This window comes from Desulfobaculum sp. SPO524 (assembly GCF_044987625.1).
Classification (GTDB): Bacteria; Desulfobacterota; Desulfovibrionia; order Desulfovibrionales; family Desulfovibrionaceae; genus Desulfobaculum.
Genome location: NZ_JBJDSB010000001.1, coordinates 832,778 through 857,692 on the forward strand (window position 1 = coordinate 832,778; position 24,915 = coordinate 857,692).

18 protein-coding genes and 1 tRNA gene are annotated in these 24,915 nt (G+C 62.4%); 15 read left to right on the plus strand and 4 right to left on the minus strand.

Translation table 11 applies throughout. From position 1 onward, the window contains the following. Positions 1-484: 484 nt before the first annotated feature. Complete coding sequence (locus tag ACI3L3_RS03470; protein WP_404843702.1) at positions 485-1,399, minus strand: viperin family antiviral radical SAM protein; 915 nt, start codon at positions 1,397-1,399, stop codon at positions 485-487. A 192-nt stretch (positions 1,400-1,591) separates the two neighbouring features. Here ACI3L3_RS03470 and ACI3L3_RS03475 point away from each other — a divergent pair, with 192 nt between their 5' ends. Continuing rightward, entirely contained in the window at positions 1,592-4,315 is a 2,724-nt protein-coding gene (locus ACI3L3_RS03475; protein WP_404843703.1) for an ankyrin repeat domain-containing protein, read from the plus strand. A 465-nt stretch (positions 4,316-4,780) separates the two neighbouring features. Here the strand turns inward: ACI3L3_RS03475 and ACI3L3_RS03480 are convergent. After that, positions 4,781-4,856, minus strand: a tRNA-Ala gene (locus ACI3L3_RS03480). A gap of 190 nt (positions 4,857-5,046) precedes the next feature. Between ACI3L3_RS03480 and ACI3L3_RS03485 the strand changes: the two genes are divergently transcribed. The 10 genes from ACI3L3_RS03485 (at position 5,047) to purE (ending at position 18,234) form a co-directional block, all read left to right on the plus strand. Continuing rightward, positions 5,047-8,175 carry an ATP-dependent DNA helicase gene (locus ACI3L3_RS03485; RefSeq protein WP_404843704.1) on the plus strand — a complete coding sequence of 1,043 codons (3,129 nt, stop codon included), beginning with the start codon at positions 5,047-5,049 and terminating at the stop codon, positions 8,173-8,175. Positions 8,176-8,206: 31 nt separating this feature from the next. Then, positions 8,207-9,202: an ABC transporter permease gene (locus ACI3L3_RS03490; RefSeq protein WP_404843705.1), complete on the plus strand. Its 996-nt coding sequence runs from the start codon at positions 8,207-8,209 to the stop codon at positions 9,200-9,202. Continuing rightward, positions 9,199-10,041, plus strand: a complete 843-nt coding sequence (locus ACI3L3_RS03495; protein ID WP_404843706.1) for an ABC transporter permease — start codon at positions 9,199-9,201, stop codon at positions 10,039-10,041. The genes ACI3L3_RS03490 and ACI3L3_RS03495 overlap by 4 nt, the downstream gene beginning before the upstream one ends. A 501-nt stretch (positions 10,042-10,542) precedes the next feature. Further along, the gene (locus ACI3L3_RS03500; RefSeq protein WP_404843707.1) at positions 10,543-11,061 is read left to right on the plus strand and encodes a hypothetical protein; all 519 of its coding nucleotides are present in this window, start codon (positions 10,543-10,545) and stop codon (positions 11,059-11,061) included. 258 nt (positions 11,062-11,319) lie between these two features. Beyond that, the gene (locus ACI3L3_RS03505) at positions 11,320-11,511 is read left to right on the plus strand and encodes a DUF2892 domain-containing protein (protein ID WP_404843708.1); all 192 of its coding nucleotides are present in this window, start codon (positions 11,320-11,322) and stop codon (positions 11,509-11,511) included. Continuing rightward, complete coding sequence (locus ACI3L3_RS03510; RefSeq protein ID WP_404843709.1) at positions 11,508-11,741, plus strand: hypothetical protein; 234 nt, start codon at positions 11,508-11,510, stop codon at positions 11,739-11,741. Before ACI3L3_RS03505 ends, ACI3L3_RS03510 begins: the two co-directional genes overlap by 4 nt. Before the next feature lie 81 nt (positions 11,742-11,822). Then, the gene (locus tag ACI3L3_RS03515) at positions 11,823-12,974 is read left to right on the plus strand and encodes an efflux RND transporter periplasmic adaptor subunit (protein ID WP_404843710.1); all 1,152 of its coding nucleotides are present in this window, start codon (positions 11,823-11,825) and stop codon (positions 12,972-12,974) included. Then, positions 12,964-16,227, plus strand: a complete 3,264-nt coding sequence (locus tag ACI3L3_RS03520; RefSeq protein WP_404843711.1) for an efflux RND transporter permease subunit — start codon at positions 12,964-12,966, stop codon at positions 16,225-16,227. Before ACI3L3_RS03515 ends, ACI3L3_RS03520 begins: the two co-directional genes overlap by 11 nt. A gap of 240 nt (positions 16,228-16,467) precedes the next feature. Further along, on the plus strand, positions 16,468-17,742 hold the full coding sequence (gene purD / locus ACI3L3_RS03525) for a phosphoribosylamine--glycine ligase (RefSeq protein WP_404843712.1): 1,275 nt from the start codon (positions 16,468-16,470) through the stop codon (positions 17,740-17,742). Further along, entirely contained in the window at positions 17,743-18,234 is a 492-nt protein-coding gene (gene purE, locus ACI3L3_RS03530) for a 5-(carboxyamino)imidazole ribonucleotide mutase (RefSeq protein WP_404843713.1), read from the plus strand. A gap of 82 nt (positions 18,235-18,316) precedes the next feature. On the opposite strand, the gene ACI3L3_RS03535 is transcribed toward purE, so the two are convergent. Beyond that, on the minus strand, positions 18,317-19,468 hold the full coding sequence (locus ACI3L3_RS03535) for an NAD(P)/FAD-dependent oxidoreductase (RefSeq protein WP_404843714.1): 1,152 nt from the start codon (positions 19,466-19,468) through the stop codon (positions 18,317-18,319). Positions 19,469-19,572: 104 nt separating this feature from the next. On the opposite strand from ACI3L3_RS03535, the gene ACI3L3_RS03540 reads away from it, so the two are divergent. Further along, positions 19,573-20,274, plus strand: a complete 702-nt coding sequence (locus tag ACI3L3_RS03540; protein WP_404843715.1) for an HAD family hydrolase — start codon at positions 19,573-19,575, stop codon at positions 20,272-20,274. 210 nt (positions 20,275-20,484) lie between these two features. Next, positions 20,485-21,573, plus strand: a complete 1,089-nt coding sequence (gmd, locus tag ACI3L3_RS03545) for a GDP-mannose 4,6-dehydratase (protein ID WP_404844113.1) — start codon at positions 20,485-20,487, stop codon at positions 21,571-21,573. A gap of 15 nt (positions 21,574-21,588) precedes the next feature. Here gmd and ACI3L3_RS03550 read toward each other — a convergent pair whose 3' ends face one another. Next, on the minus strand, positions 21,589-22,299 hold the full coding sequence (locus ACI3L3_RS03550) for a class I SAM-dependent methyltransferase (RefSeq protein ID WP_404843716.1): 711 nt from the start codon (positions 22,297-22,299) through the stop codon (positions 21,589-21,591). Between the two features lie 344 nt (positions 22,300-22,643). On the opposite strand from ACI3L3_RS03550, the gene ACI3L3_RS03555 reads away from it, so the two are divergent. Next, positions 22,644-23,210, plus strand: a complete 567-nt coding sequence (locus tag ACI3L3_RS03555) for a helix-turn-helix domain-containing protein (protein ID WP_404843717.1) — start codon at positions 22,644-22,646, stop codon at positions 23,208-23,210. 18 nt (positions 23,211-23,228) lie between these two features. Further along, positions 23,229-24,875 carry an AMP-binding protein gene (locus tag ACI3L3_RS03560; RefSeq protein WP_404843718.1) on the plus strand — a complete coding sequence of 549 codons (1,647 nt, stop codon included), beginning with the start codon at positions 23,229-23,231 and terminating at the stop codon, positions 24,873-24,875. Positions 24,876-24,915: the final 40 nt, after the last annotated feature.

Consider the following 24,915-nt stretch of genomic DNA (forward strand, 5'->3'; position numbering starts at 1 on the left):
CCCCAAAAAACCACAAAAAAAGGGTCCCAAGTTTTCACTTGGAACCCTGTGGTATCGTATCTGGTGGAGCTGAGGAGAATTGAACTCCTGACCTCTTGAATGCCATTTTGAAGACGTTCAACTTGTAGGACCATATGGAAAAAGCGGACACATAGCAGACACAAAAACACGTCTGACATTATGGGAAGACGTGCCAACCATAGGTCACAGGCTGTATTATCTCATTTTAAGAGAGCCCCTCATTTCGCAAGCTGAGTGCACTCATGGTCATCGGTATAGTTTGCTTGACGTCTATGAAGGGCCTTCCGCAAATCTCGACGAAAATTGTAAAAGCTACGATGGTCTCCAGGTGTTTTCGGGACGGTCAACGTCGGTCGGCCGCAAGGGTGGCTCAGGCGACCGTGCCTGCTCCCGTGACTAAAATGCCAGCCTTGACAAACGAGGCGACGGATCAATTGGTTAAGATCTTTGTTGGAGCAATATTTCATACCGCCTCCCCCCCTACATCAAGAGCATAGCGCGAGGAAAAACGTTCATAGGCAAAATGTACTTGAGCAAAAGCAGCATCAGCACCCACTTCAAGAATCGGCTGACTGTATGCGTACCCCTGTCCCGCTATTGGACTGTTTTGAAAGAATCGCCCGCTAGGATCGATCATTATGTAAGACTCCTGCATATCCTGATGATTCTCGGCGCGGAGAATGCCGGCAAAGGATTTATGGCGCGCAATGAAAGTAGCGAACTGCTCGTCTGTGACGGTTAGGTGTTCGTTCACCACCGGTAGCATTCGAAGAGCTTTCCATTTTTCCGGGGACAGGTATCGGATTAGTGAACTAAGGTCTTCGGCGTGGTTGAGTCGGTTGACCACTGTATTGAGTTTAATGCGCAATCCGGGATTGGACTGTCGAGCCATTTCCAGGCTGCGACCCAATTCGTCAAGGTCAATCAATCGTCCGCAGCGATCCACCCGGCCAATCTCGACATTGGTTGCAACGATGGCCGAATCAATGCTGATCCCCAGCCAGTTTAGCAGTGGCGCAATATGCTTCATCAGTGCAGCATTCAGAAGGCTACCGTTGCTTATAAGCGAGACCTCGAAGCCTTGACCGCGGGCTTGGTTGGCAACGGACAGGAGTATTCCAGGGTGTAGCGTGGGCTCACCTCCGGCCAGATTCAGGCGAACAGCGTTCCAGCTAAGGCGCTTTGTCAATGGATTAAGCCTGTTGTCCGGGCCAAAGAATCGATATAGTTCTCGCAACAATGCGGCCGTGTGCTCAGGATCGCGAATCAGCTCACGATGGCGGGTCGATGCTTCCCATGTGGCGTAACAATATCGACAACGGTAGTTGCATGTTTCGGTGAGGTGCCAGTTGAGCACCAGAGAGGTGAGGTTATGCATGATGCGGACTCCTTTTGGTTTGGTCCGCATCTCCTGTCATGAGTTCGATTTCTTGACTATGAAGAATGGCGTCCTCCCCTCCCCATTTCTCTCAGTCCACAAGAGCGAGGGGGAGGGGACGAAGTATTTCAGTGCTCGGTTCAATACTTTTTGTCAGAACAGACTCATCGTTAACAACATTGGAGGAAAACAATGAGCACCCTGCCTTTACCTGAAGCTATTATGCTGAAAATACATCAAAGTCTCGGTGGTAAGCCGTATCATACAAAAAGGAAGCTTAAGTTTGCTGCCGCACAAGACAGCCTGGCGGCACATAAGGCCATGACCTTTGAAATAATGCGTAGCATTTTCGATGCGCTAGATATGGATGAGCAGGCGAGGGAAAGCGCCTTTGGAAATTTTGTGGAGTTTGCCAATGCCTATAAAATCGTCAGGTTGAACACATGGACCTTCAATGCCGACCAGCGCCAGGTGCTCTGGATGATATTGGGCTACTTTTTTGTGCCTGGGTTGGCACGCCACGTGGCCTTTTGGAGCCTTGAAGAGGTTCTGGACAAAGGCATGCCGGGGGGACGGTTCTGGTATCTCCCCGAGCCGTGTGAATTGGATGCCCAACCGAGCTTGCATTTACCCGTCGCTCAGGTGGTGGATTGGCTTTTGGATTTACTGGGAATACCGCTGGAAAAATTAGCTGATAAATACAGTGATTCGACTTATGGAGAAGAGGATGGGCTGCGCCGTTCTCTGTACAACTGGCGTAAGTCGACCACGCTCCAACTGGGAACCATTAACAAATATTTTTCCGACGACGCAGTTCTAGATTTCAAGGGCGTTTTCTTGCCCAACGAGAATAGTACCCCTGCCGAGCAGTTTTCCAGTGCTTTAGCTTTTGTGAAGCGCAAAGGGCTGACTGCCGACATGTTGCGTATGGAAATCCCGATAACCCAGCCTGGCTGCCTTGAGGCCATTCTCGACGGCAATGTCGATGAAGATGTACAGATGAAGTTTGTCGAATGTCTGACCGAAAGATATGCGGCCCCTTCCAATCATACCATACGTCAACGCCTGCTGCTTGCACGCATGGTGCAGGACGGCTACGTGCGCATGCTCAAATTCCTTTGCCCCGGCGTGGGTCGACAGTGTGCGGACCCTCGGGAAAACAAGCTGCTGCAGTTGTTCAACATGTATAAGCTGATTTACAATCTGACCGTAGACGCGTGGCGCAATCGCCGAGATCAGGGCTTAGACGCCGAGAATGCTTGGTTCGAAGCGCAACTCCCTGATTGGCACAAGCTCGGTCTGTTTCTTTCCATCCTGCCTTCATGCCACGACACTGCAAATCTGGAGGTCGCGCAACTCCTTACTCGCCGTTTCTACGAAACACAGGATGGGGACGAGCTTGAGGATCTCTTTGAATATGATGAATTGTCGATGGCGTCGGTCGTAATGAGAAATATTGATCAAGTTAAAGCGGCTCTCGATGAAAACGAAAGCCTTTTGCGCCTGATCGAACGTATGAGGAAGTCTTCTCCCTGGCGGGCTTTGCAAGACGAGGACCGCTACTGGGTAATCAGCCAAGTAGCTCGTAATCCGAGCCTCAGTTCTCGTGCAAAAGCCGCTGCCATTCAGCGGTTGCGCGAGCTGGCCGAAACGCCTGCAGAAACAATCCCGGCCATCCTTATTGAACTGAGTAGCTACCTAAACGGTGAACGCAAAAATTGGTCGAAAGACACTCGGACCAAGGTTCAGGCTTTACTCGATGAAGCCGAGTCCAATGAAGGGTATGACCTTTGGCGGGCAGCCCTCTTGCAGTACAAGGCCAAGCACCTGCTGGCCTGCAACGACTTCATCGGTGCCGGAAAGTTGTTCAAGGAGGCTCTAGAGGCGGCGCAGGAGCGTAATTACGGGCCATTGCACGGAGAAGTGGCCCAGGATTGTTTTGCGGTAGAATTGGCGAATCAGAAGCTGATCGTCAACAACCATGAAAAATATTACAAAGAGATGATTGCTGGTGGAGTTCTGGAAGACAACGAGCAGACTCCTCCCATCGAGGAAGTAGCGCGCAGGGTTTTTAATTACTTCTGGGGCTCCCTCTATAAAACATATCCTGGTGTTCCGGCAGAAAGACCTCGGTCTTTGATAATTTTCCAAAAAATGATTGATAGTCTGATTGAGTTGTTTTCAGACGGTGACCAAGTCGGCGGGAAAGAGTGGATCAAGGCTAATCGGCAATATTTGAAATCAAATCTTCCTGACGTCGAAGAGAACTCGGTGTTAATGTTGTTGATGAAAATGCGTACAGGTTTCCAAGAAAGGCTGCCGTGGTTGCAACAAATAACTCCTCCCGAATTGTCGGCTGACCTGCAGCGGATTGAAACCATGTTGGAGCATTGGCGACAGTTTATCAAGCAACTGGCCGAGATGGTTCCGAAGCAGCTGAATATCCGCGATCTCAAAGGGCAAACCCCCTTGATGTTGGCGGCGGAGGATGGGGATACCGAATTGGTTCTGACTATGCTAAAGGCCGGTGCCGATCCAGATATCCAAGACTGGCATGGCATGACTGCCCTGCACTCAGCGGTCAAGTCGCAGGTGAATAGCTGTGTGGATGTTTTGTTGGATCATCCATGTTCCCTCACGATTTGCACCAGTGATGGACGATCCCCCCTGCACACCGCGAGCTGGTCTGGCAACACACATGCTGTCGAACGCTTGCTGCAACTGGCCCCCGAACTTGTTTGGCAGCGCGACGGCCAAGAAATGACACCTCTGGAACTGGTCGAATCTTTGATTGACAATCCGCCGGAGTTCACCGCCATCAACAACCGACGTGGGCAGAACGGCAGACGCTCTGTTTCCAAGCAAGAACTGCTGCATGTCGCACGAATCCTTGAGCAAACAGCGCCGGTTCAATAGGGAAAAGTGGGACCTAGGGTCCTGAGCCAAGTTGAGATGGAGATGTCGCAATTGGAAAGACCTCCACCCGTAAGCTACTATCGGCTAATGTCTGGGGCTGCTTGACCCCAAGAAGATCCAACACCCGTTCCGATTTGAAGGAGCGAAGCTCACCGGAAGATTTGTGGAGTTCCTCGGCAGCCCCCAAAAGGCATCCATCATTTGGCCGATTGCGTTGTAGGCACCAATCTCAAGTTCGATTTTCCGATGGTGTTTAAATACTTTTTCCTTACACAGCGTTCCCGCAGCATTGACTGCATCCTTGCATTTGCTACAGCTAGCATCGACTAAACTGCCTTCAAAGTAGCCGCCCATGTGTAAAGTCCCCTTTCTTAGGGCCAGCTTGCAAACATCTCCACCGTCACCCCCAAAAAACCACAAAAAAAGGGTCCCAAGTTTTCACTTGGAACCCTGTGGTATCGTATCTGGTGGAGCTGAGGAGAATTGAACTCCTGACCTCTTGAATGCCATTCAAGCGCTCTCCCAACTGAGCTACAGCCCCACGGCGATTTGTGATTTGCCTCATCTCACCGCGCTTGTCAAAGGGAAAATGCAGCTTTTTTGAAATTTTTCAGCCGCGCGGCGGATGGGGGCGGTGGGGCGCTAAAGGTTTCCCCCGGGGCCGGAGTCTGCTATCTCCACACTGGCGCGCACGTCGCCACTCGCCTGTGAACCTCAAGCCACCAAACGCCATGCTCGCACCCTTTGACGGCGACATCCACGACATCGCCTTTGTCTACGCCCACACCAGCCGCCGTCCGGACGGTTCCATGCATCCCTACAGTGTGGCGGCCATTCGGCTGTCCGAGGACGGGCGGCAATCTACCTATGCCTCGCACATCCGCGTTTCGGGCAACCGCGCCCGGGATTGGGTGGCCTCGCGCCTGTCGCAGGGCATGCTGGACGGCGCGCCGGAAGCGGCCGTGGTCTGTGAGCAGCTGGCCGCATTCCTTGATGGCTGCACCCTTGCCATGGTCTTTGCCCCACAGGGGGCGACCTATGACGTGGCGGACCTGCTGCCCGACCTGCGCGTGGTGGACATTGGGTTTCTGGCGGATTTCTTTGCGCCGTGGCTGCACATCGCCAGCTTTAAGCAGATGTGGGATGCCGTGGAGGACACGCCGCGCACCAAGGTCAGCCACACGGCCACCGAGGGCGCGCAGACCGCCCTCGCCTTCACAAAGCACCTGCTGGGGACCATGCTTGCGGACTCAGCTTTTCCCGCCGCCCGCGCCCTGCGCTATTATCTGGACAAATCCGGCACGCTGTTCGGGCGCTGCGTGACCGACCTGCTGCGCACCTATCCCCAGCGCTTCACCACCCTCATCACCCCGGCGGCAGGCGAGGATACGGGCGACTGGATGCGCTTTTTGGAGCAGGCCCGCGCCATCCCCGGCGACGAGGACGAACAGACCCCGCCCCTTGAGCCCGTCCCCGAGGACGACATCCGCGAACTGTTTGAAGAACTCGCCGCGCGCCGTCCCGGCTACCGGGTGCGTGAGCCGCAGGTAGAGTTTGCCCAGTGCGTGGCGCACGCGCTGAACACCGGCACCGTCGCCACGGTGGAGGCCGGAACCGGCACAGGCAAGACCCTTGGCTACCTGCTGCCCAGCATGGAATTTCTGCGCCGCAACCCCGCCCGCCGCATCGCCATCGCCACCTACACCAAAAGCCTGCAGGACCAAGTCTACGCCCGCGAGGTGGAATCCTGCGTGGAACTCTTCGGGCACTATGAGGACATCCCGGTGGCGCTGGTGAAGGGCAAGAGCAATTACGTCTGCGCCCAAAAGCTGGACGATGTGCTCCACCCGCAGATGACCGGGACGGAACTGCTGGCGTGGCTGTACCTTGCCAACATCTGCTACCGCCACCGCGAGGCGGACTGCGACGACGTCAGCCGCACCGTGCGCCAGCATCTGGACGAGGACCGCATGCTCTCGCTGCTCATGAGCGAGGTTTCGGCCAAGTCCGGCTGTTCGGCCAAGCACACGCGCTGCCCCGCGCAGGTGGTCACTGCCGAGGCGCGCCACGCCCAGCTGGTAATCACCAACCACAACAAGCTCTCGGTGATGGACCACGACGGCACCCTTGGCGGACGCTTCACCAACTGCATCATTGACGAGGCGAACCACTTTGAAAACGCCGTCCGCACGGCGTTCAGCCCGGAACTCTCCTCATCGGAACTCTTCGGCTACCTGCGCTTTGTGCACCAGCGCTGCGCGGGGCTTTTGCGCATCCCCGGCCTGAGCCAGCGTCCCAAAGAGCGCGCCGCCGAAATGATGGACGCCGCCACAGACGCCACCCTGCGCATCGACGACCTGCGCGAGCGCTTCCTGAAAATGGAGCCCAAAAGCGCCAACGGCGCGGTGGAAGTGGTCAACGCCTCACCAGCCTTTACCGGCGGCGAGCTGGTGAACGACCTCATCGGCCTGCGCAAGGCCCTTGAGCACCTGATGGACGGCATGGCGCTCTTTAACATCACGGAAAAGACGGTGCTCCCCATGCGCGCCGGCACGCGCTCGCGCCTGCGCTCGGTACGGCTCCTGCTCATGGACTGCGTCACCAGTCTGGAGCAGATGGAGCGCGACGTGGTGCGCGAGGAAGGCTCCTTTGCCTCCGTGCAGGTCTACGCCCGCAACTGGGTGCTCACCACAGGCAGCGTCAACGTGGGCGGGCTTGTCCGCAAGGCCATCCTCGCGCCCAAGGACGCCGTGGTCTTCACCTCCGCCACCATCACACTGGGGCAGGACTTTGCGCCCTTCAACGCGGCCATGGGCATCACAAAGCCGCTCATCCCCGACGGGGAGAATGAAAAGCCTACCCTGTCCACCATTCTCGACCCGCCCTTTACGCCGGACTCCACCCTCGCCATGCCCGCGGACGCCGCAGACGGCGGCTACCGCAACAAGGAGCAGTGGCGCGACGCCGTCCTGCGCCAGATTCCCCGCCTCATCGAGGAAAACAAAGGCGCAACCCTTGTGCTCTTTGCCAGCTATGAGGATCTCGACTGGGTGCGCGAGCGCCTTGAAGCCTCGTGGGACAGCGAATTTCCCCTGCTCTTTCAGCAGCGCGGCGAGCCTGCCTCGGCCCTGTGCGATGAATTCCGCGCCGTGAAGGAATCCGTCCTCTTTGGCGTGGAGACCTTCTGGCACGGGGTGGACTTTCCCGGCGACACGCTGACGCAGGTCATCATCACGCGCCTGCCCTTCCCCAGCGTATCCGCGCCCCTGCAACTGGCGCGGCGGCGCTCCATGCCGGATGGCGCGTACTGGGCGCGCTGCAACTACGACGCGTATATCAAATTCCGTCAGGGCGTTGGCCGCCTTGTCCGGCGCGAGGACGACGCCGGGCGCGTGGTGGTGCTGGACTCGCGCATCGCGTCCAAGAACTTCCTGCACATTACGCCCCTTGAGCGCATGGCGCCGGTCACCCCGCAACACCAGTCGGACCGCTCCAAAGCGCCATGGACCATCCGCGAGGACCTGCACCTCATCGCCAAGCTCCACGGCGGCATGCCCATGCAAAAGCTCGCCGCCCTGCACCGCCGTCCGCCCTCGCAACTGGCGGCGCGCGTGCGCCTGCTGGATTGCTCCCAAACCGGCGCGCCCGCCCCATGGCCGGACGACGTCATGCAGACCATGCGTGAGCGCGCGGCACAAGGAGACAGCGCGCAGGACATCGCCGCCGCCCTGCGCTGCAACCTGCCCGCGGCGCGCCTGCGCCTTGCCCTTGATGCCCGCCGGAGCAAAAAGGCCACCACACGCGGCGAAACCGCCGCCGCGCCACCTCAGGATGAAGACAGCGACGACTTACCCCGTTGATTCACAAACCGTCTTGCCCTAGAAAGGTGATATGCCGCCACTTTTACAAAAACTCCTCATCAAGGGCCTGTGGGTGCTCGTGGTGTTCCTTGGCATCACGGTCATCAGCTTTTCCGTCATCCATCTGGCGCCCGGTTCGCCGACGGACCTGCAAACCACCCTCAACCCCGAGGCATCCGCCGAAGCCCGCGCCCGGCTGGAGGCCCTCTACGGGCTGGACAAGCCCCTGCACGTGCAATACGTGAGCTGGCTCTCGCGCCTTGTGCGGCTGGACTTCGGCCAATCCATGAGCGGCGACCACCGCCCCGTGTGGGATAAAATCAAAGAGCGCCTGCCGCTGACCTTCGGCATGAACGTCGCGTCCCTCATCCTCACGCTGTGCATCACCGTGCCCATCGGCGTGGCCTCGGCGTGGTGGCAGGGCGGCTGGTTCGACAAGGCCAGTACGGTGTTCGTCTTCATCGGCTTTGCCATTCCGGGCTTTTGGCTGGCGCTTTTGCTGATGTATCTGCTGGGCATCCACTGGGCCATCCTGCCCATATCGGGCCTGACATCCATGGAGTACAATCAGCTGTCCTTCTTCGGAAAGCTGTGGGACATCGCGCGGCATCTGGCCCTGCCCATCTTCATCTACACCTTTGGCAGCCTTGCCGGAATGTCGCGGTTTATGCGCTCCAGCATGCTGGAGGTCCTGCGGCAGGACTATATCCTCACCGCCCGCGCCAAGGGCGTGCCGCTTCGGACCGTCATCTTCAAGCACGCCCTGCGCAACGCCCTGCTGCCCGTTATCACCATCCTTGGCCTGTCCGTCCCGGCTCTTATCGGCGGCAGCGTCATCATTGAATCCATCTTTGCCCTGCCCGGACTTGGCCAACTGTTCTACCAAGGCGTCATGGCCCGCGACTATCCGCTCATCATGGGCAACCTCGTTCTTGGCGCTATGCTGACGCTGGCGGGCAACCTTATTGCGGACATGGCCTACGGGCTGGCGGACCCGCGCATCCGCGCCGGGAGGTCCGGACGATGATACGTTCCATCCTGTTCTCCCGCCGCTTCTGGGGCCGCTACGGCATGCTGGTGACGGGCCTTCTCATCGTGGGGGGCATGTCCCTTGTGGCCATTTTCGCGCCGTGGATTGCGCCGTACGACCCCACCTCGCTGGACCTTGCCCATATCCTTGAGCCGCCAAGCCTGCTGCACCCGCTGGGCACGGATTCCCTTGGCCGCGACGTGCTCTCGCGCATGCTGTACGGCGCGCGTGTGTCGCTGTGGGTGGGCTTTGTGGCCGTCGGGCTGTCCGTTGCCATCGGCCTCGTCCTCGGGCTGGTGGCCGGATATTTTGGCGGCATCACCGACGAAATCATCATGCGCGGCGTAGACGTGATGCTGTGCTTTCCGTCCTTCTTTCTCATCCTTGCGGTTATCGCCTTTTTGGAACCGAGTCTGGTGAACATTATGGTGGTTATTGGCCTGACGTCGTGGATGGGCGTGGCGCGTCTGGTGCGCGCGGAAACCCTTGCCCTGCGGCGGCGGGACTTTGTCCTTGCCGCACAAATCGCCGGGGCTGGACCCACCCGCATCATCTTCAGCCACATTCTGCCCAACGCCATCGCGCCGGTACTGGTCTCCGCCACCCTTGGCGTGGCCGGGGCCATCCTTGTGGAATCGTCGCTGTCGTTCCTTGGCCTTGGCGTGCAGCCGCCCATGCCGAGCTGGGGCAATATTCTCATGGATGGCAAGGTGCTGCTCACCGTTGCACCGTGGCTGTCCTTCTTCCCAGGGGTGGCGATTCTCATCACCGTGCTGGGCTACAACCTGCTTGGCGAATCCCTGCGCGACATCTTTGATCCGCGCCTTCGTCAATAATTCCGCCCCAGAGGAGCACGCAGCGCTGACGCACCGGGTTGCACGCCCCGCGCGGGAGTAGTACAAGGGAAATGACGAAGAACCGCCTTCACGCGGTCCGCGCCATGTCCCTCAACCCGGAGAAGCGCATGCAGTCCACCCCGTCGCCCCGCCAGCGCGCCCTGCCCCGGCAGACCTGCGGCGTATGCCCGCGCCATCTGCCCACCGCCACGCGAAGCTGGGGGACCGCACCCCGGCGGCGCTGCGTCCTCCCGCGCAGACTCCTTGCGCCCGGACGCACTGCGTCCTGCTCTTCTCCTACATCACACCGTGTCGCCGACGCCCTGTTCGTCCCGCCTTCCGCCACGCATCGCCTTAGCCGAGTGCTGCGGCGCTGCGCCGCGCCTCCTGCCGCCCTTTGCCGCACGTCCTCCCGCTGCGCTCCTGCCGCCTTCCGGAGCGTGGTGGCGCGCCCGCATTCCCTGCGCGCCCCCGCGGCCCAACCGCAACCGAGGAGGTCCCATGTACCAGCCCCCCATGCCGCCCCTACCGCCCGTCACCATCACCCGTGACGGCGATGTGCTGACCATCGTCGAGCGGCCCATGTGGCTGCTGCTGTGTGGCGTCTTCTTTGGTCTGGTGACCGTGTTCGGCGCAACCCAGCTGGGCGAGGCCGCAACGGACGGGCGCCTGCAAATCGGCCTCTTCATGACCTGCATCGCCAGTTTGTTCTGCCTGTACAAGGGCTTCACCCAAACCATCATCATTTGCGACAAGCGCGCCGACACCTTCCACATCATCCGGCGCTTTATCCCCTTGCATACCGGCCGCCAAGCCACCTGCCCCCTGTCCGCCATCCGCGCCGTGGTGCACGAGGACCACATCACATGGCACCTCATCTTTATTGAAATAGCCGGAGAGAGGCGTACCATCCTGCACTTTCACACCTCCGTGCGCGAAGCGCCGCCCATCGGCGAAAAGCTGGCCGCTTTCCTTGGCGTACGCCTGCTGCGCGAAGGGTTTGCGGCAGAAACCTTCTAACGCCTTCCACTCGCCGCGCCGATGGTGTAAACTCACCGCCGAAGTCTGTCCCGAGGTGGACGGTTGTCTGCGCGCCCTCGCGTTAGGAGGGCCTGCGCAGTGCGGTGCCCAGCCTGCACGCTCGACGTCATGCACCCAAGAATGACGCGGCAGAGGCGGCAAAACGCCCGCCCACCTCACAGCGCGCCCCCACACGAGGGAGCCTTTTATCCAACGCGGCGCAATGCCGCTTTGGAATACACGACACAGGAGGAACCGATGCACATCGAACGCACAACACGCGGCGCAGCCGGATTCATGATTCTTGCCACACTGGCCCTCAGCCTTGCCCACAGCCGGTGGTGGCTCCTGCTCACCGCCTTTGTGGGGGTGAATCTGCTCCAGTCGGCCTTTACGGACACCTGCCCGCTTATGGCCATCCTGCGCCGCAGCAAGAAGGCGCAACAATGAGCAATGCCCCCAAGCACCACCGCATCACACATCAGCGCGGGGCGCTGTGCGCCTTTGTGGGCGCACTGCTGGGCAGCCTTATCCTCGCCGCCCTGCACTCCAGTTGGTGGCTTGCCGTCACCACGGCGGCCAGCCTTGCCCTTATGGACGCCACCGTGCGAAAACGCCCGGCTGCCGCACCTCTGCGCATCCGGCCCCGGCGCAGCCAGCCCACGCGCCGGAATTCTTGACCTTTTCCCTCATTCGGGCAACATGCTAAGACGAATCCGCCGCCCCAAAGCGGGCACGCCCAAGCATCACGAGGAGACGTCATGCGGCCTTCATCACACCTTCTGTCCCTAGTCACCGTCCTTTTGGGGCTGTGCCTTCTTTCTGCCTGCTCGGATGACATCTCACCGGGGCACGGGACCTCTCCCGTCACGGTCACCCCGCCGAAGCACACAGCCACCGCCGAGCAACGCACCATAGACGAAACCTACGAAGCCGTGGGGACTGTCCGCCCCCGCACGGAAACACGCATCGAAGCGCAGGTCACAGGCCGCATCCGGTCCATGAAGGCCACGGCGGGCGATTTGGTGGAGCGCGGCACCGTGCTGGCGGAGCTTGATGACAGGGAATACGTCGCCCGCATGGAGCAGGCCAAGCAGGCGCTGGCGTCCGCCATGTCCGCGCGCGAGCAGTCGCGCCAAGCCATCAATGAAAGCCAGGCCGCATTCTCCCGCGCACAATCGCAGTACCGCCGCTCCAAGCAACTTTATGCGGAAAAGGCCATCTCCTCGCACGAGCTGGAGGCCGCCGAAGCCGACTTTTTGCAGACCGAGGCCCGCCTTGCGCAGGCCCGCGACGGCCTTGCCGCCGCCCGCGCCAAGGTCAAAAGCGCGCAGCAGCGCCTTGAGGAAGTGGAAATCGCTCTGGAATACACCGTGGTCCGCGCGCCCGAGGCCGCCGAAGTGGCGCGGCGCATGGCCGAACCCGGCGACCTTGCCGTGCCGGGCAAGCCGCTGTTCATCCTGCAAAGCGCGGGCAACACCGCCGGCGCCCTGCGGCTGGAAGCCCACGTCCGCGAAAGCCTCATCGGCGCGGTGCGCGTTGGCCGCACCATGCGCGTGGCCCTCGCCCCCCTTGATGCCGAAGTGGACGGCATTGTGGAGGAAGTCGTCCCCGCCGCCGACCCCACCACGCGCACCTTTCTCGTCAAGGTGAGCCTGCCGCCCGTTACGGGGCTGTATCCCGGCATGTTTGGCCGCCTGCTGGTGCCGTCCGGCTCGCGCACGGTCATCCTTGTGCCCCGCGCGGCCATAACGCGCGTGGGCCAGCTGGAGGCCCTCACCATCCGCGACGGCGAGGCGTGGCATTCCATCTATGTGAAGACCGGTGGCGACCACGGCGACAAGGTCGAGATTCTCTCCGGCCTACGCGACGGCGACGAAGTGGCCCTGCCCGGAGGCGGCAATGGCTCCTGAGTCACCCGTTCCCAAGCCGCAGGACGCACCGCGCGGTATTATCGCCGCCATTGTGGACACGTTTCTGGAGACACGGCTCTCCATCCTGCTTGTCATTGCGGCCTTTGCCCTTGGCACCGCCGCCGTGCTCATCACCCCGCGTGAAGAGGAGCCGCAAATCGTCGTCCCCATGGCCGACGTGCACGTACAGGCCCCCGGAGCCAGCGCCGAAGAGGTGGAAAAACTGGTCACCACGCCCCTGGAGCGCCTGCTGTGGCAGATAGACGGCGTGGAGCATGTCTACTCCACATCCCGGCGGGACTCCGCCATGGCCACCGTCCGCTTCCACGTAGGGGAGGACCGCGAAAAGTCTCTCATCAAGCTGCACAACGCCATCCTGATGAACCGCGACCTTGTCCCGGCCATCGTCACGGGCTGGCTGGTGAAACCCGTGGAGATTGACGACGTTCCCATCGTCACCATCGCCCTGTACTCAGACCGCTACTCCGACCACCAACTCCGCCGCATGGCCGAGGAACTCCACGCCCGGCTGGCGGAAATTGACGATGTGTCCCGCGTGACCATCACGGGCGGACGCCCGCGCGAGGTGCGCGTGGAGCTGGACCCGCAGCGCATGGCGGGCTTTGGCATTTCTCCCGGCGCAGTCCGCACGGCCCTTGGCGGGGCGGACACCGCCGCCACCGCAGGGACCATCAACCGCGCCAATACCAGCCTGACCGTCCGCACCGACGCCTTCCTCACCTCCGCGCGCGAGGTCGGCGACGTTGTGGTCGGCGTCTTTAACGACATTCCCGTGGCCCTGCACGACGTCGCCACCGTCATCGACGGCCCGGCTGAGGCCGAAACCGCTACGCACATCGGCTTTTCCGTGCGCGCGGAACAAGAACGCGCCATCCCGGATGCCCAGCGCGGACAACGCTCCCCCAGCGTCACCCTTGCCGTCGCCAAAAAGCAGGGCACCAACGCCGTCACCGTGGCGCGCGACGTCCACCGCCGCATGGCGGACCTGGCGCGGGACGTGCTGCCCGCTGGCGTCTCGTGGGAGGTCACCCGCGACTATGGGCGCACCGCGCAGGACAAGGTCAACAACCTGCTGACCTCGCTGGGGCTGGCCATTGTCACGGTGGTGGCTCTGTTGACCTTCACCCTCGGGCGGCGCGAGGCCGCGGTGGTCGCCCTTGCCGTGCCCGTCAGCTTCGCGCTGGCGCTGTTCGTAAACCACCTGCTGGGCTACACCATCAACCGCGTGACCCTGTTTGCCCTCATCCTGTCGCTGGGCCTTGTGGTGGACGACCCCATCACCAACGTGGACAACATCCAGCGCCATATCCGCCTTGGGCGGCTGGACCCGCGCCGCGCCACGCTCTTTGCCGTGGGCGAAGTGCTGCCGCCGGTGCTCATGTCCACCCTTGCCATCATCGTGTCCTTTACGCCCATGTTCTTCATCACGGGCATGATGGGACCGTATATGGCGCCCATGGCCGCCAACGTGCCGCTGACGGTCATCTTCTCCACCCTTGCGGCGCTGACGGTGGTGCCGTGGCTGTCCTACCTGCTGCTGCGCCACAAGGCCGGTGCGGACAAAGGCGACGACCCGGAAAACGCCGCGCCGGACGCAGGCGTGCCGCCGTGGCTCAGGCGCGGCTACACCGCCGTGGTGTCGCCGTTTTTGGACTCGCGCGGCAAGCGCGGCGCGCTGTGGCTGGGCATTGGCGCACTGCTTGTTCTATCCTGCGCGCTGGCGGCCTTCCGGCTGGTGCCCCTCAAAATGCTGCCCTTTGACAACAAAAACGAGTTCCAACTCGTTATCGACATGCCCGAAGGCACGCCCATGGAGGCCACGGACCGCGCGCTGTTGTCCTTTACCGACTACTTGCGCACCGTGAACGAGGTGGAGAGCTTTACCACCTATTCCGGCACGGCCTCGCCCATGGACTTCAACGGCATGGTGCGCCACTACTTTGTGCGGCAGGCCCCAAACCTTGCGGACATACGCGTGCAATTGGCGGACAAATCCCGGCGGCAGGCCCAAAGCCACGCCATTGTCCTGCGCCTGCGCCCGGACCTTGAACGCATCGCCCGCAAGGTGGGCGCGGACCTGAAAATTGTGGAAGTGCCGCCCGGACCGCCCGTGTTGTCTACGCTGGTGGCGGAAATCACCGGCACCCCGCAAAAATCCTACGGGCAGCTCATCCGCGGCGCACAGCACATCACGGACCTGATGCGGGACGAACCGCTGGTGACGGACATCGACACCTCCGCCGAGGCCGAACGCGACGTGCTGGACTTCCGTCTGGACCGCGAAAAGGCCGCCCTGCACGGCGTCAGCGCCGAGGATGTCGCCTGCGCCCTGCGCATGGCTCTATCCGGTGAATCCCCGGCCACCTTGCACCTGTCCGGCGAGCGCCAGCCCCTGCCTGTGGTCCTGCGCCTACCGCGCCCCCAGCGTTCGTCGCTGGCCGCGCTGGCGCAGGTGCCCGTGGCCGCCAGCGATGCGCCGGGCAAAACCGTCGAGCTGGGCGAGCTTGGTGAGTTTCTCACCCTGCCCGCGGACCAGCCCATCCACCACAAGGACCTCCAGCGCGTGGTGTACGTGTACGGCGAAATGGCCGGACGCCCACCGGGCACGGCGGTGCTGGACCTTATGAGCGCGCAGGAATCCTCGCCCCTGCCTCCGGGCATCAGCGCCAACTGGGCGGGCGAGGGCGAATGGGAAATCACCCTCAGCGTCTTCCGCGACCTTGGCATCGCCTTTGGCGCGGCGCTCCTTGGCATTTTCGTCCTGTTGGTGATTCAGACGCGCTCCTTTGCCATGCCCGGCCTCATCATGACCGCCGTGCCGCTGACCATTATCGGCATCATGCCCGGCTTTTGGCTGCTGAACGTGTTCTTTGCCCCGGATGTGGGGGCGCTGCCCAATCCCATCTTCTTCACGGCCACGTCCATGATTGGGATGATTGCCCTTGGCGGCATTGTTATCCGCAACTCCCTTGTGCTCATTGAGTTCATTGAGGACGCGCGGCGGCAGGGGCTGGCCATGCGCGACGCCATCCTCGCCAGCGGCGCGGTGCGCCTGCGGCCCATTGTGCTCACAGCGGCCACCACGGCCCTTGGCGCGTGGCCCATCACGCTGGACCCCATCTTCTCCGGGCTGGCGTGGGCGCTTATCACGGGGCTGTTTGCCTCCACGGCGTTTACACTGCTGGTGGTTCCGGTGGCGTATTACGCTGCGTTTGGCGCGCGCAAGGCATGATGCACCGGCGGCAACACGCCGCAGACCATGCACAATGCCCGCGCAGACGGCGCATTCTGCATTTGCCAACAGCGGCAAGGTAGGCTACGTAACGCGCGACACTGCACGGCAGTGGTTATGCCGCATGCGCCGCGTGCGCCTTATGCGGCAGGGCACGTGCCCCACCCCGAGGATATTGTTGCACCCGAATGGTTGGCCTGCCGGTCGCATCTGACCCGCAGCGAGCAAAAGGAGAACATTGTGCGGATACTCATCGTCGGTTCCGGGGGGCGTGAACATGCGCTTGCCTGGAAGCTCTCGCAAAGCCCGAAGGTCACGCAGCTGTACATCGCCCCCGGCAACGGCGGCACTGCGGCCCTCGGCCAGAACGTCCCCATTTCGGATGACGACCTGCCTGGGCTGACGTCCTTTGCCAAGGACAACGCCATCGACCTCGTGGTCATCGGTCCCGAACTCCCCCTCGTCCTCGGTCTTAAGGAAGCGCTGGCCCAGTCCGGCATCCCCTGCTTTGGCCCCAGCGCCTTTGCCGCCCAGTTGGAAGGCTCCAAAGCCTTCGCCAAAAGCGTTATGCGCGACACAGGCGTGCCCACCGCAAACTTCCGCGTTTTTGACGATGTGGAAGCCGCGCGCGTGCACGTGGCCGAGCGCGACATGCCCTGCGTGGTCAAGGCCGACGGCCTCGCCGCAGGCAAAGGCGTGGTGGTGTGCTCCACGCGCGACGAAGCCCTTGAAGCCGTCAACGACATGATGGCCAAGCAAATCTTCGGCAAAGCCGGGGAGCGCATCGTCATAGAGGACGCCCTCAAGGGTGAGGAAGCTTCCTTCCTCGCCTTCTGCGACGGCACCACCGTTGTCTGCATGCCCTCCTCGCAGGACCACAAGGCCATTGGCGAAGGCGACACCGGCCCCAACACTGGCGGCATGGGCGCCTATTCCCCCGCCCCCATCCTCCCGCACGAGGACTACGAGATGATGGCGGACCTCGTCATCCGTCCCATTGTCCGGCACATGGGCACCGTGGACCAGCCCTTTGTGGGCATCCTGTACGCGGGCATCATGTACACCGAGGACGGCCCCAAGGTGCTGGAATACAACGTCCGCTTCGGCGACCCAGAGTGCCAACCCCTGCTCTCGCGCCTTGATGGCGACCTTGCCGAAATCATGCAGGCCTGCATTGACGGCACTCTTGCCGACGTGGACATCCGCTGGAAGCCCGAAACCGCCATCTGCGTGGTGCTGGCCGCCGAAGGCTACCCTGCCAGCTACCCCAAGGGCATGGCCATCACCGGCCTTGACGAGGCCGACGCCATCAGCGGCGTGAAGGTCTTTCAGGCCGGGACAACCCTTGACGGCGACACCGTGCGCACCGCTGGCGGCCGCGTGCTGGGCGTCACCGCCCTTGGCAGCGACCTCGCCGACGCCAAGGAGCGCGCTTACAAGGCCGTGGACGCCATCCACTTTGACAACTGTTATTTCCGCCGCGACATCGGCGACAAGGGACTCAGGAGGGACTAGATGAGTCGCGTAGCAATCTTTATGGGAAGCATCTCCGACGAGGAAAAAGTCCGCCCCTGCGCGGATATTCTGGACGAGCTGGGCATTGACTACACCTTTACCGTGTCCTCGGCCCACCGCACACCGGAACGCACCGCCAAGCTGGTGGAAGAAGAGGAAGCCAGCGGCTGTCAGGTCTTTATCTGCGCCGCAGGCATGGCCGCGCATCTTGCCGGCGCCGTTGCGGCCAAAACCATCCGCCCGGTTCTTGGCATTCCGGTGTCCGCATCCGCCCTCGGCGGCATGGACGCCCTCCTGGCCACCGTGCAGATGCCTCCGGGCTTCCCGGTGGGCACCGTGGCCCTCGACAAGGCCGGAGCGCGCAACGCCGCATGGATGGCGGCGCAGATTCTGGCCCTTACCGACGAAGACCTTGCCGCAAAACTGCGCGACAAACGCGACGCCTTCAAGGCCTCCGTGGAGCGCGCCGCCGAGGAACTGGCGAAGCGCTAGCGCCGCCTCCCCCGCACAATGTCAGCGCCCCTGCCGCACTCGCGGCAGGGGCGCTTTTTCATGCCCGCACAATCTCTGCGTTCTACACCGGTTCGCGCCGCCGCAGCCACTTGAAGGAGCGGTAGCCGTGCACCGTCTCCACCAGCCGCTGCTCCCCAAGGGCGTGGACAATGAGCGCCCCGCCCATGGTGCGGCCAAGGGAGCTGGCCGCATGCACCAGCCGCCTCAGCCGCCGGGAGTAGCGCAGCTCCGGAAACAGGGTCTGCTCCAAGCGGCGCTGGTAGGCCGCGGCCACCACCTGCGGCTCCCCCGCGCCCTCAAGGACGGCGCGCGCGGCAAAGCGCCCACTGCACAGGGCGTAGTAGATGCCCTCGCCAAAGATGGTCTCCACAAACCCGGCGGCGTCCCCTGCCAGCACAGCGCGCCCCTGCGCAGGCTCCATGAGAAAATTGCCGTAGGGCAAAGGATGCGCCCGTGGCGTCACATCCTGCGCGCCGCGCACCCCGCACCGCGTAAGGTAATCCGTAAAGCCCTGCCGGAACTCCCCGCCGCTGTTGGCCCGCCGCAGCCCGCACACCCCGGCCAGCACCCCGTCCGCAACAGGGAACAGCCAGCCATACCCAGCATGCACAGCCCCAAAGTGCACTTCCGGCGCGTCCACCGCACGGTCAAAACGGCCGTAGGGCAGTAGCTGCTCCAGCCCGGCGCCAAGGTTGTGTCGCCACGCCGCGCGGTCGCAATTGAGGGAGCGGCGCACCACACTGGAGACGCCGTCCGCGCCGATGATGCACGCGGCAGAGAGGGTTTCGCCGCCGGCAAGGTACACCTCGCCGCCACGCGCATCGCATCCGGTGACGCGTACGCCGGTGCGCACCTCGGCCCCGGCATCGCGGGCCATGGCGGCAAGGCCCGCATCAAAGGCGTCCCGCCGCACAAAATTGAAGGCAAAGGGCATATCGCCGCCGGAGAGAAGCGTCTCGCCCATATACACGCGGTACTGCCGCGCCTCGCCGCGAAAGGCGCCCCACTGCCACAGCGTTTCGGCGTCAACGCCCAGGTGCTCCGCCAAAAAGCGAACGGCCTTCCACGTCAGCAGGCCGCCGCACAGCTTGGGCCGTGGCAGGCGGCGCTTCTCCACCAGCAGCACGCGCGCGCCGGCGCGGGCAAGTTCCAGTGCGGCAACGGCCCCGGCCGGACCAGCCCCGCACACAATGCCGTCATACACAGAAGACATGGCGCATTCTCCCTGTTTTCCGCCATCTGACTGGTATTGTTTATAAAACATCCACAGCTCCGTCTCAAGTCGCTTTTCAGAATCACATCACGTATACTCGCCAGATGCGCGCACATCCCTTCCACGCCCTTGTTTTTGACTTTGACGGCACCCTTGCGGACACGGCCATAGATTTCGCAGGGATGAAGCTGGCCCTCTACGGCCTTGTGCGCGAATATCTGCCGCACGCGCCCCTGCCCGGTGACACCCCGGCGCTGGAGTGGCTGCGCGCCATGAAGGACGCCCTCCCCGGCGATGCGCGCAGGCACATCCCGGCCATTGAGAGGCGCGCGGCGGACATCATCCGTGCGGCGGAAATCCACGCCGCAGAATGCGGGGCGCTGTTTCCCTTCACCCGCCCCCTGCTGGCGGCCCTGCGCGCGGACGGCATCGCCACCGCCGTCATCACCCGCAACTGCACCGACGCCGTGCTGACGCTGTTTCCGGATATCCACGCCGCGGCGGACGTCTTCCTCTCCCGCGACGACATCGCCAATGTGAAGCCGCACCCGGACCACGTGGGCGCGGCCCTGCGCGCCATTGGCATTGCCCCGCAGCACGCCCTGATGGTGGGCGACCATCCGCTGGACATTGAAACCGGCCGCCACAGCGGCACCGCCACCGCCGGCGTGCTAACCGGACAGGCGGACCGCGCCCGCTTCCTGGCCTGCGGCGCGCACCACATCGCCGACGATGCGGACACCCTGGTCCGCGCCCTGCGCGCCGAGGGCCGCCTTGTTCCCGCCCCGCCCCTCGTCCCCAACTAAACCCCGTTTGGCCACATTGTGAGCGGCGTCGCCAGACGCAGCCCTCTCCCGTGCCCCCGTACCGCGCTCATTCCCCGCCCCATGGCCGACGCGCCCCCTTCCTTGTCCACAGGGGAAGACACAGCCCCCAAGTTGCGGTATACAAGAAGAATCGTGAACCATCTCCAGCGTCTGGAGAGGCGCTTCCACTTCCGCAGCAACGGAGCCGTTATGACGAAAAAGGCGCTCATCACCGGCATCACCGGTCAGGACGGCGCATATCTGGCCGAATTTCTGCTCAAGAAAGGGTACGAGGTCCACGGCATCAAGCGCCGCGCGTCGCTGTTCAATACCGACAGAGTGGACCACCTGTATCAGGACCCGCACGAAACGGGCCGCCGCTTTGTCCTGCACTACGGGGACATGACGGATTCCACCAACCTCATCCGCATTGTTCAGGCCGTACGCCCGGACGAAATCTACAATCTTGCGGCGCAAAGCCACGTTGCCGTATCCTTTGAAACGCCGGAGTACACCGCGGATTCCGTTGGCCTTGGCGCACTGCGCCTTTTGGAGGCCATCCGCATCCTCGGCCTTACGGACGTGACGCGCTTCTATCAGGCGTCCACGTCGGAGATGTTCGGCAAGGTGGCGGACATTCCGCAGACCGAGGACACCCCCTTCTATCCGCGCTCCCCCTACGGCGCGGCCAAGCTGTACGCCTACTGGATTACCATCAACTACCGCGAAGCCTACGGCATGCACGCCTGCAACGGCATTCTCTTCAACCACGAGTCCCCAATCCGCGGCGAAACCTTTGTGACGCGCAAAATCACCCGCGCCATGGCGCGCATCAGCCTTGGCCTGCAGGATTGCCTGTATCTGGGCAATCTCTCGGCCCTGCGCGACTGGGGGCACGCCAAGGACTACGTGCGCATGATGTGGATGATGCTCCAGCAGGACACACCGGATGACTACGTGGTCGCCACGGGCGTCCAGCACACGGTGCGCCATGTGGTGGACCTTGCCGCCAAAAGCGCTGGCATTGATATTGACTGGAAGGGAGAGGGGGAAAAGGAGCACGGCGTGGATACGGCGACGGGCAAGACCATCGTGGCGGTGGACCCGCGCTACTTCCGCCCCACCGAGGTGGACACCCTGCTGGGCGACGCCACCAAGGCCAAGACCCAGCTCGGCTGGGAACCAAAAATTACGCTGGAGAATATGATCCACGAGATGGTGGCGGCGGACCTTGCCGACGCGCGGCGCGACGACCTGTGCCGCAAGGAAGGCTTCCGCATCCTCAATCACCACGAATAGCGCGGCGCTTTACGGCTACAGACGCTGGGCGCGCAACTGGGGGCAGGCCCCGGCGCGGACCTCGTAGACGCCTATGGCGCCCCACCCCGGCCACGCCAGCCGCCGCGCCATATGCCCCGCCGTAAGCAGGACGCCCGTGGTCCCGCCACGGACCATGTAGTCCCTGTACAGGCGGTAGTGCTCGCCCCCGGCAAGGCGCTCCACGCCGTGGGCCACAGCCCCGGCCATGCGCGCGGAGACGCTCTGCGGCAGGGCGTAGTCCGTGATGAGCACGCGCCCGCGCGACCCTGCCACGCGCAGGGCTTCCGCCAGCATGGCAAGGCGCGTCTCGTGCGGCTTTTCGTGTAGGGCAAAGGAGATGAGCACCGCGTCAAAACTGGCCTCCGCCAGCGGCAAGTGCGCGGCGTCGGCGCGCAGAAGGCGCACCCACGGCGGGCACGCGCGCCGCGCCACCGCCAGCATGGCCGCCGAGGCATCAACGCCCACCGCGCGCGCCACGCACGGCGGCAGCGTCAAAAACTGCCGCCCGGTCCCGCAGCACAGGTCCAGCACCCGCGCCGCGCCAAAACCCGCCAACAGTGCGGCAATGCGGCGGCGCACGGCCCACAGGGCCGGAGCGGTGACCGGATCGTACAAGGGTGCTATAGACTCGTATTCATCATGCATATCGGCCTCATGCAGGCTCATGGGACAGGGCGCGGCCTCGCCGCGCGGGGCTGCTACCATCCTAGCACCCACCCGCCGCACTGGAAACCTGCGGCCCGGCATCGCCCCCCAGCGCGTGTCATTCGCTCACTTTGCGCCCGCACTTTGGGCACGCACGGGCCGCACCACACATATGCCCACCGCAGCCGGAGGCACCACGCGCCCGCCGCCACGGCGGCTCCATCACCCTGAAACCCTTCAAACTCATCAGTTGCCAGCGCAAACATCTTTCCGTAGAGTGTTCGGTCCTGAGGGAGACCTGCGCGCGGCATGGACAAAGAGCGCCGCTGCGCCCGGGGCGGGTGAGAAGGGGTTTGAACCCACCGGGACGGTCTTTCCAGAGTAACAGCGCATAGGAGAAGAACATGGACAACGGCAAAATCGGTTCGCGCATCAAGAATTTTAGGGAGCGCAAAGGATGGACCAGAGAGGAACTGGCCGAAAAGACCACGCTGGATGCGGCGTTCATCACCTCCGTGGAGGAGGGCGAGGTGAACCCCGCGCTTGGCATTATGGTCAAGATTGCCCGCGCACTGGGCACAAGGCTTGGCACCTTCATGGATGACGAAATCACCAGCGACCCGCTCATCGTGCGACTTGCCGAAAGAAAAGAAGAGACCGTTGCCCACGCCAGCGGCGCGGCCAGCCCGGATATGACCTACTACCATTTGGGCCGTGGCAAGGCGGACCGCTCCATGGAGCCCTTCTTCATTACACTGGAACCAACGACAGAGCCGCAGGAACTCTCCTCCCACGAGGGGGAAGAGTTCATCGTGGTCGTCTCCGGCGAGGTGACCCTCGTCTACGGTAACGAGGAGAGCATCCTCGGCCCCGGAGACAGCATGTACTACAATTCTGTCGTGCCCCACTATGTGGGCGCCCATGGCGACGCTCCGGCGCAGATTTACGCCGTCGTCTACGTTCCAGCCTAAGAGTGTAAGGAGGTTCCCGTGGGACGAGACATCGTGCACCACATCACCCTCGGCCAGCTTCTGGACGAGACCATTGCCAAATATCCCGACAACGAAGCCGTCGTCTACGTTGACCGCGACTTCCGCCTGACGTGGCGGCAGTTCGGCCAACTGGTGGACGACCTTGCCAAAGGCCTCATGGCCCTTGGCGTTGAGCGCGGGGAAAAGGTGGCCATCTGGTCCACCAATGTGCCCTACTGGGTGGCCATGCAATTCGCCACCGCCAAAATCGGGGCCATACTGCTCACCGTCAACACCAGCTACAAGGTCAGCGAGCTGGAGTACCTGCTCCAGCAGTCCGAGGCGGAAAACATCTTCGTCATGGACGGCTACTATGACACCGACTACGTGCTGACCATGTACGACCTCATCCCCGAGCTGCGCGAGCAGGAACGTGGACGCCTGAACAGCCCCAAGTTCCCGGCTCTGAAGCGCGTGGGATACCTTGGCCCGCAAAAACACCGGGGCATGTACTCCGTGCCGGAAATCGTGGGCGTCGGCAAAACCGTCACCGACGAGGACTACCGCGCGCGGCAAGACTCCCTGGACCCCGAAGACGTGGTGAACATGCAGTACACCTCGGGCACAACGGGTTTCCCCAAGGGCGTCATGCTCACCCACCAGAGCATCGCCACCAACGGCTTCTGGATTGGCGAGAATCAGGGCTTTACGGAAAAGGACACCCTGTGTCTGCCCGTGCCGCTGTTCCACTGCTTTGGCTGCGTGCTGGGTGTGTTGGCGGCGGTGTCCCATGGCACGACCATGGTCATCCTTGAAAAATTCGATCCCATCTTGGTGATGAAGAGCGTTGAGCAGGAGCGGTGCACCGCCCTGTACGGCGTGCCCACCATGTTCATTGCCGTGCTCCAGCACGACCTGTTCAGCAAGTTCGACTTTTCCAGCCTGCGCACGGGCATCATGGCGGGTTCGCCCTGCCCGGTGCACATCATGAAGCAGGTCATGGAAAAGATGTACATGCGCGACATCACCATCTGCTACGGACTCACCGAGTCCAGCCCCGTGATGACCCAAACCCGCATGGACGACACCATTGAGCGCCGCACCGAAACGGTGGGCAAGGCCATGCCCGGCGTGGAGGTCCGCATTGTGGACCCCGAAACCGGCGAGCCTTGCGCCAACGGCGAACAGGGCGAGGTCTGCTGCCGCGGCTACCTGACCATGAAGGGCTATTACAACATGCCCGAAGCCACGGCCAAGACCATCGACCTTGACGGCTGGCTGCACTCCGGCGACCTTGGCGTCATGGACGACGAGGGCTACGTCACCATCACCGGCCGCCTGAAGGACATGATCATCCGCGGCGGCGAAAACATCTATCCCCGAGAAATTGAGGAATTCCTCTACACCATGGACGGCATTAAGGACGTGCAGGTGGCGGGAGTTCCCAGCAAGAAATACGGCGAGGCTGTCGGTGCCTTCATCATCCTGCAGGATGGCGTCAGCATGGAGCCCGAAGATGTACAGGACCACTGCCGCGGCAAAATCGCGTGGCACAAGATTCCCCGCTACATCGCCTTCCTCGACGAATACCCCATGACGGCAAGCGGCAAGATACAAAAGTACAAGCTGCGCGACATCGCCGCAGAAATGTGGCCCAAGGCGTAGCCGCCACCGGGGCAGATGGTACCGGGCGCATGCCGTGGGG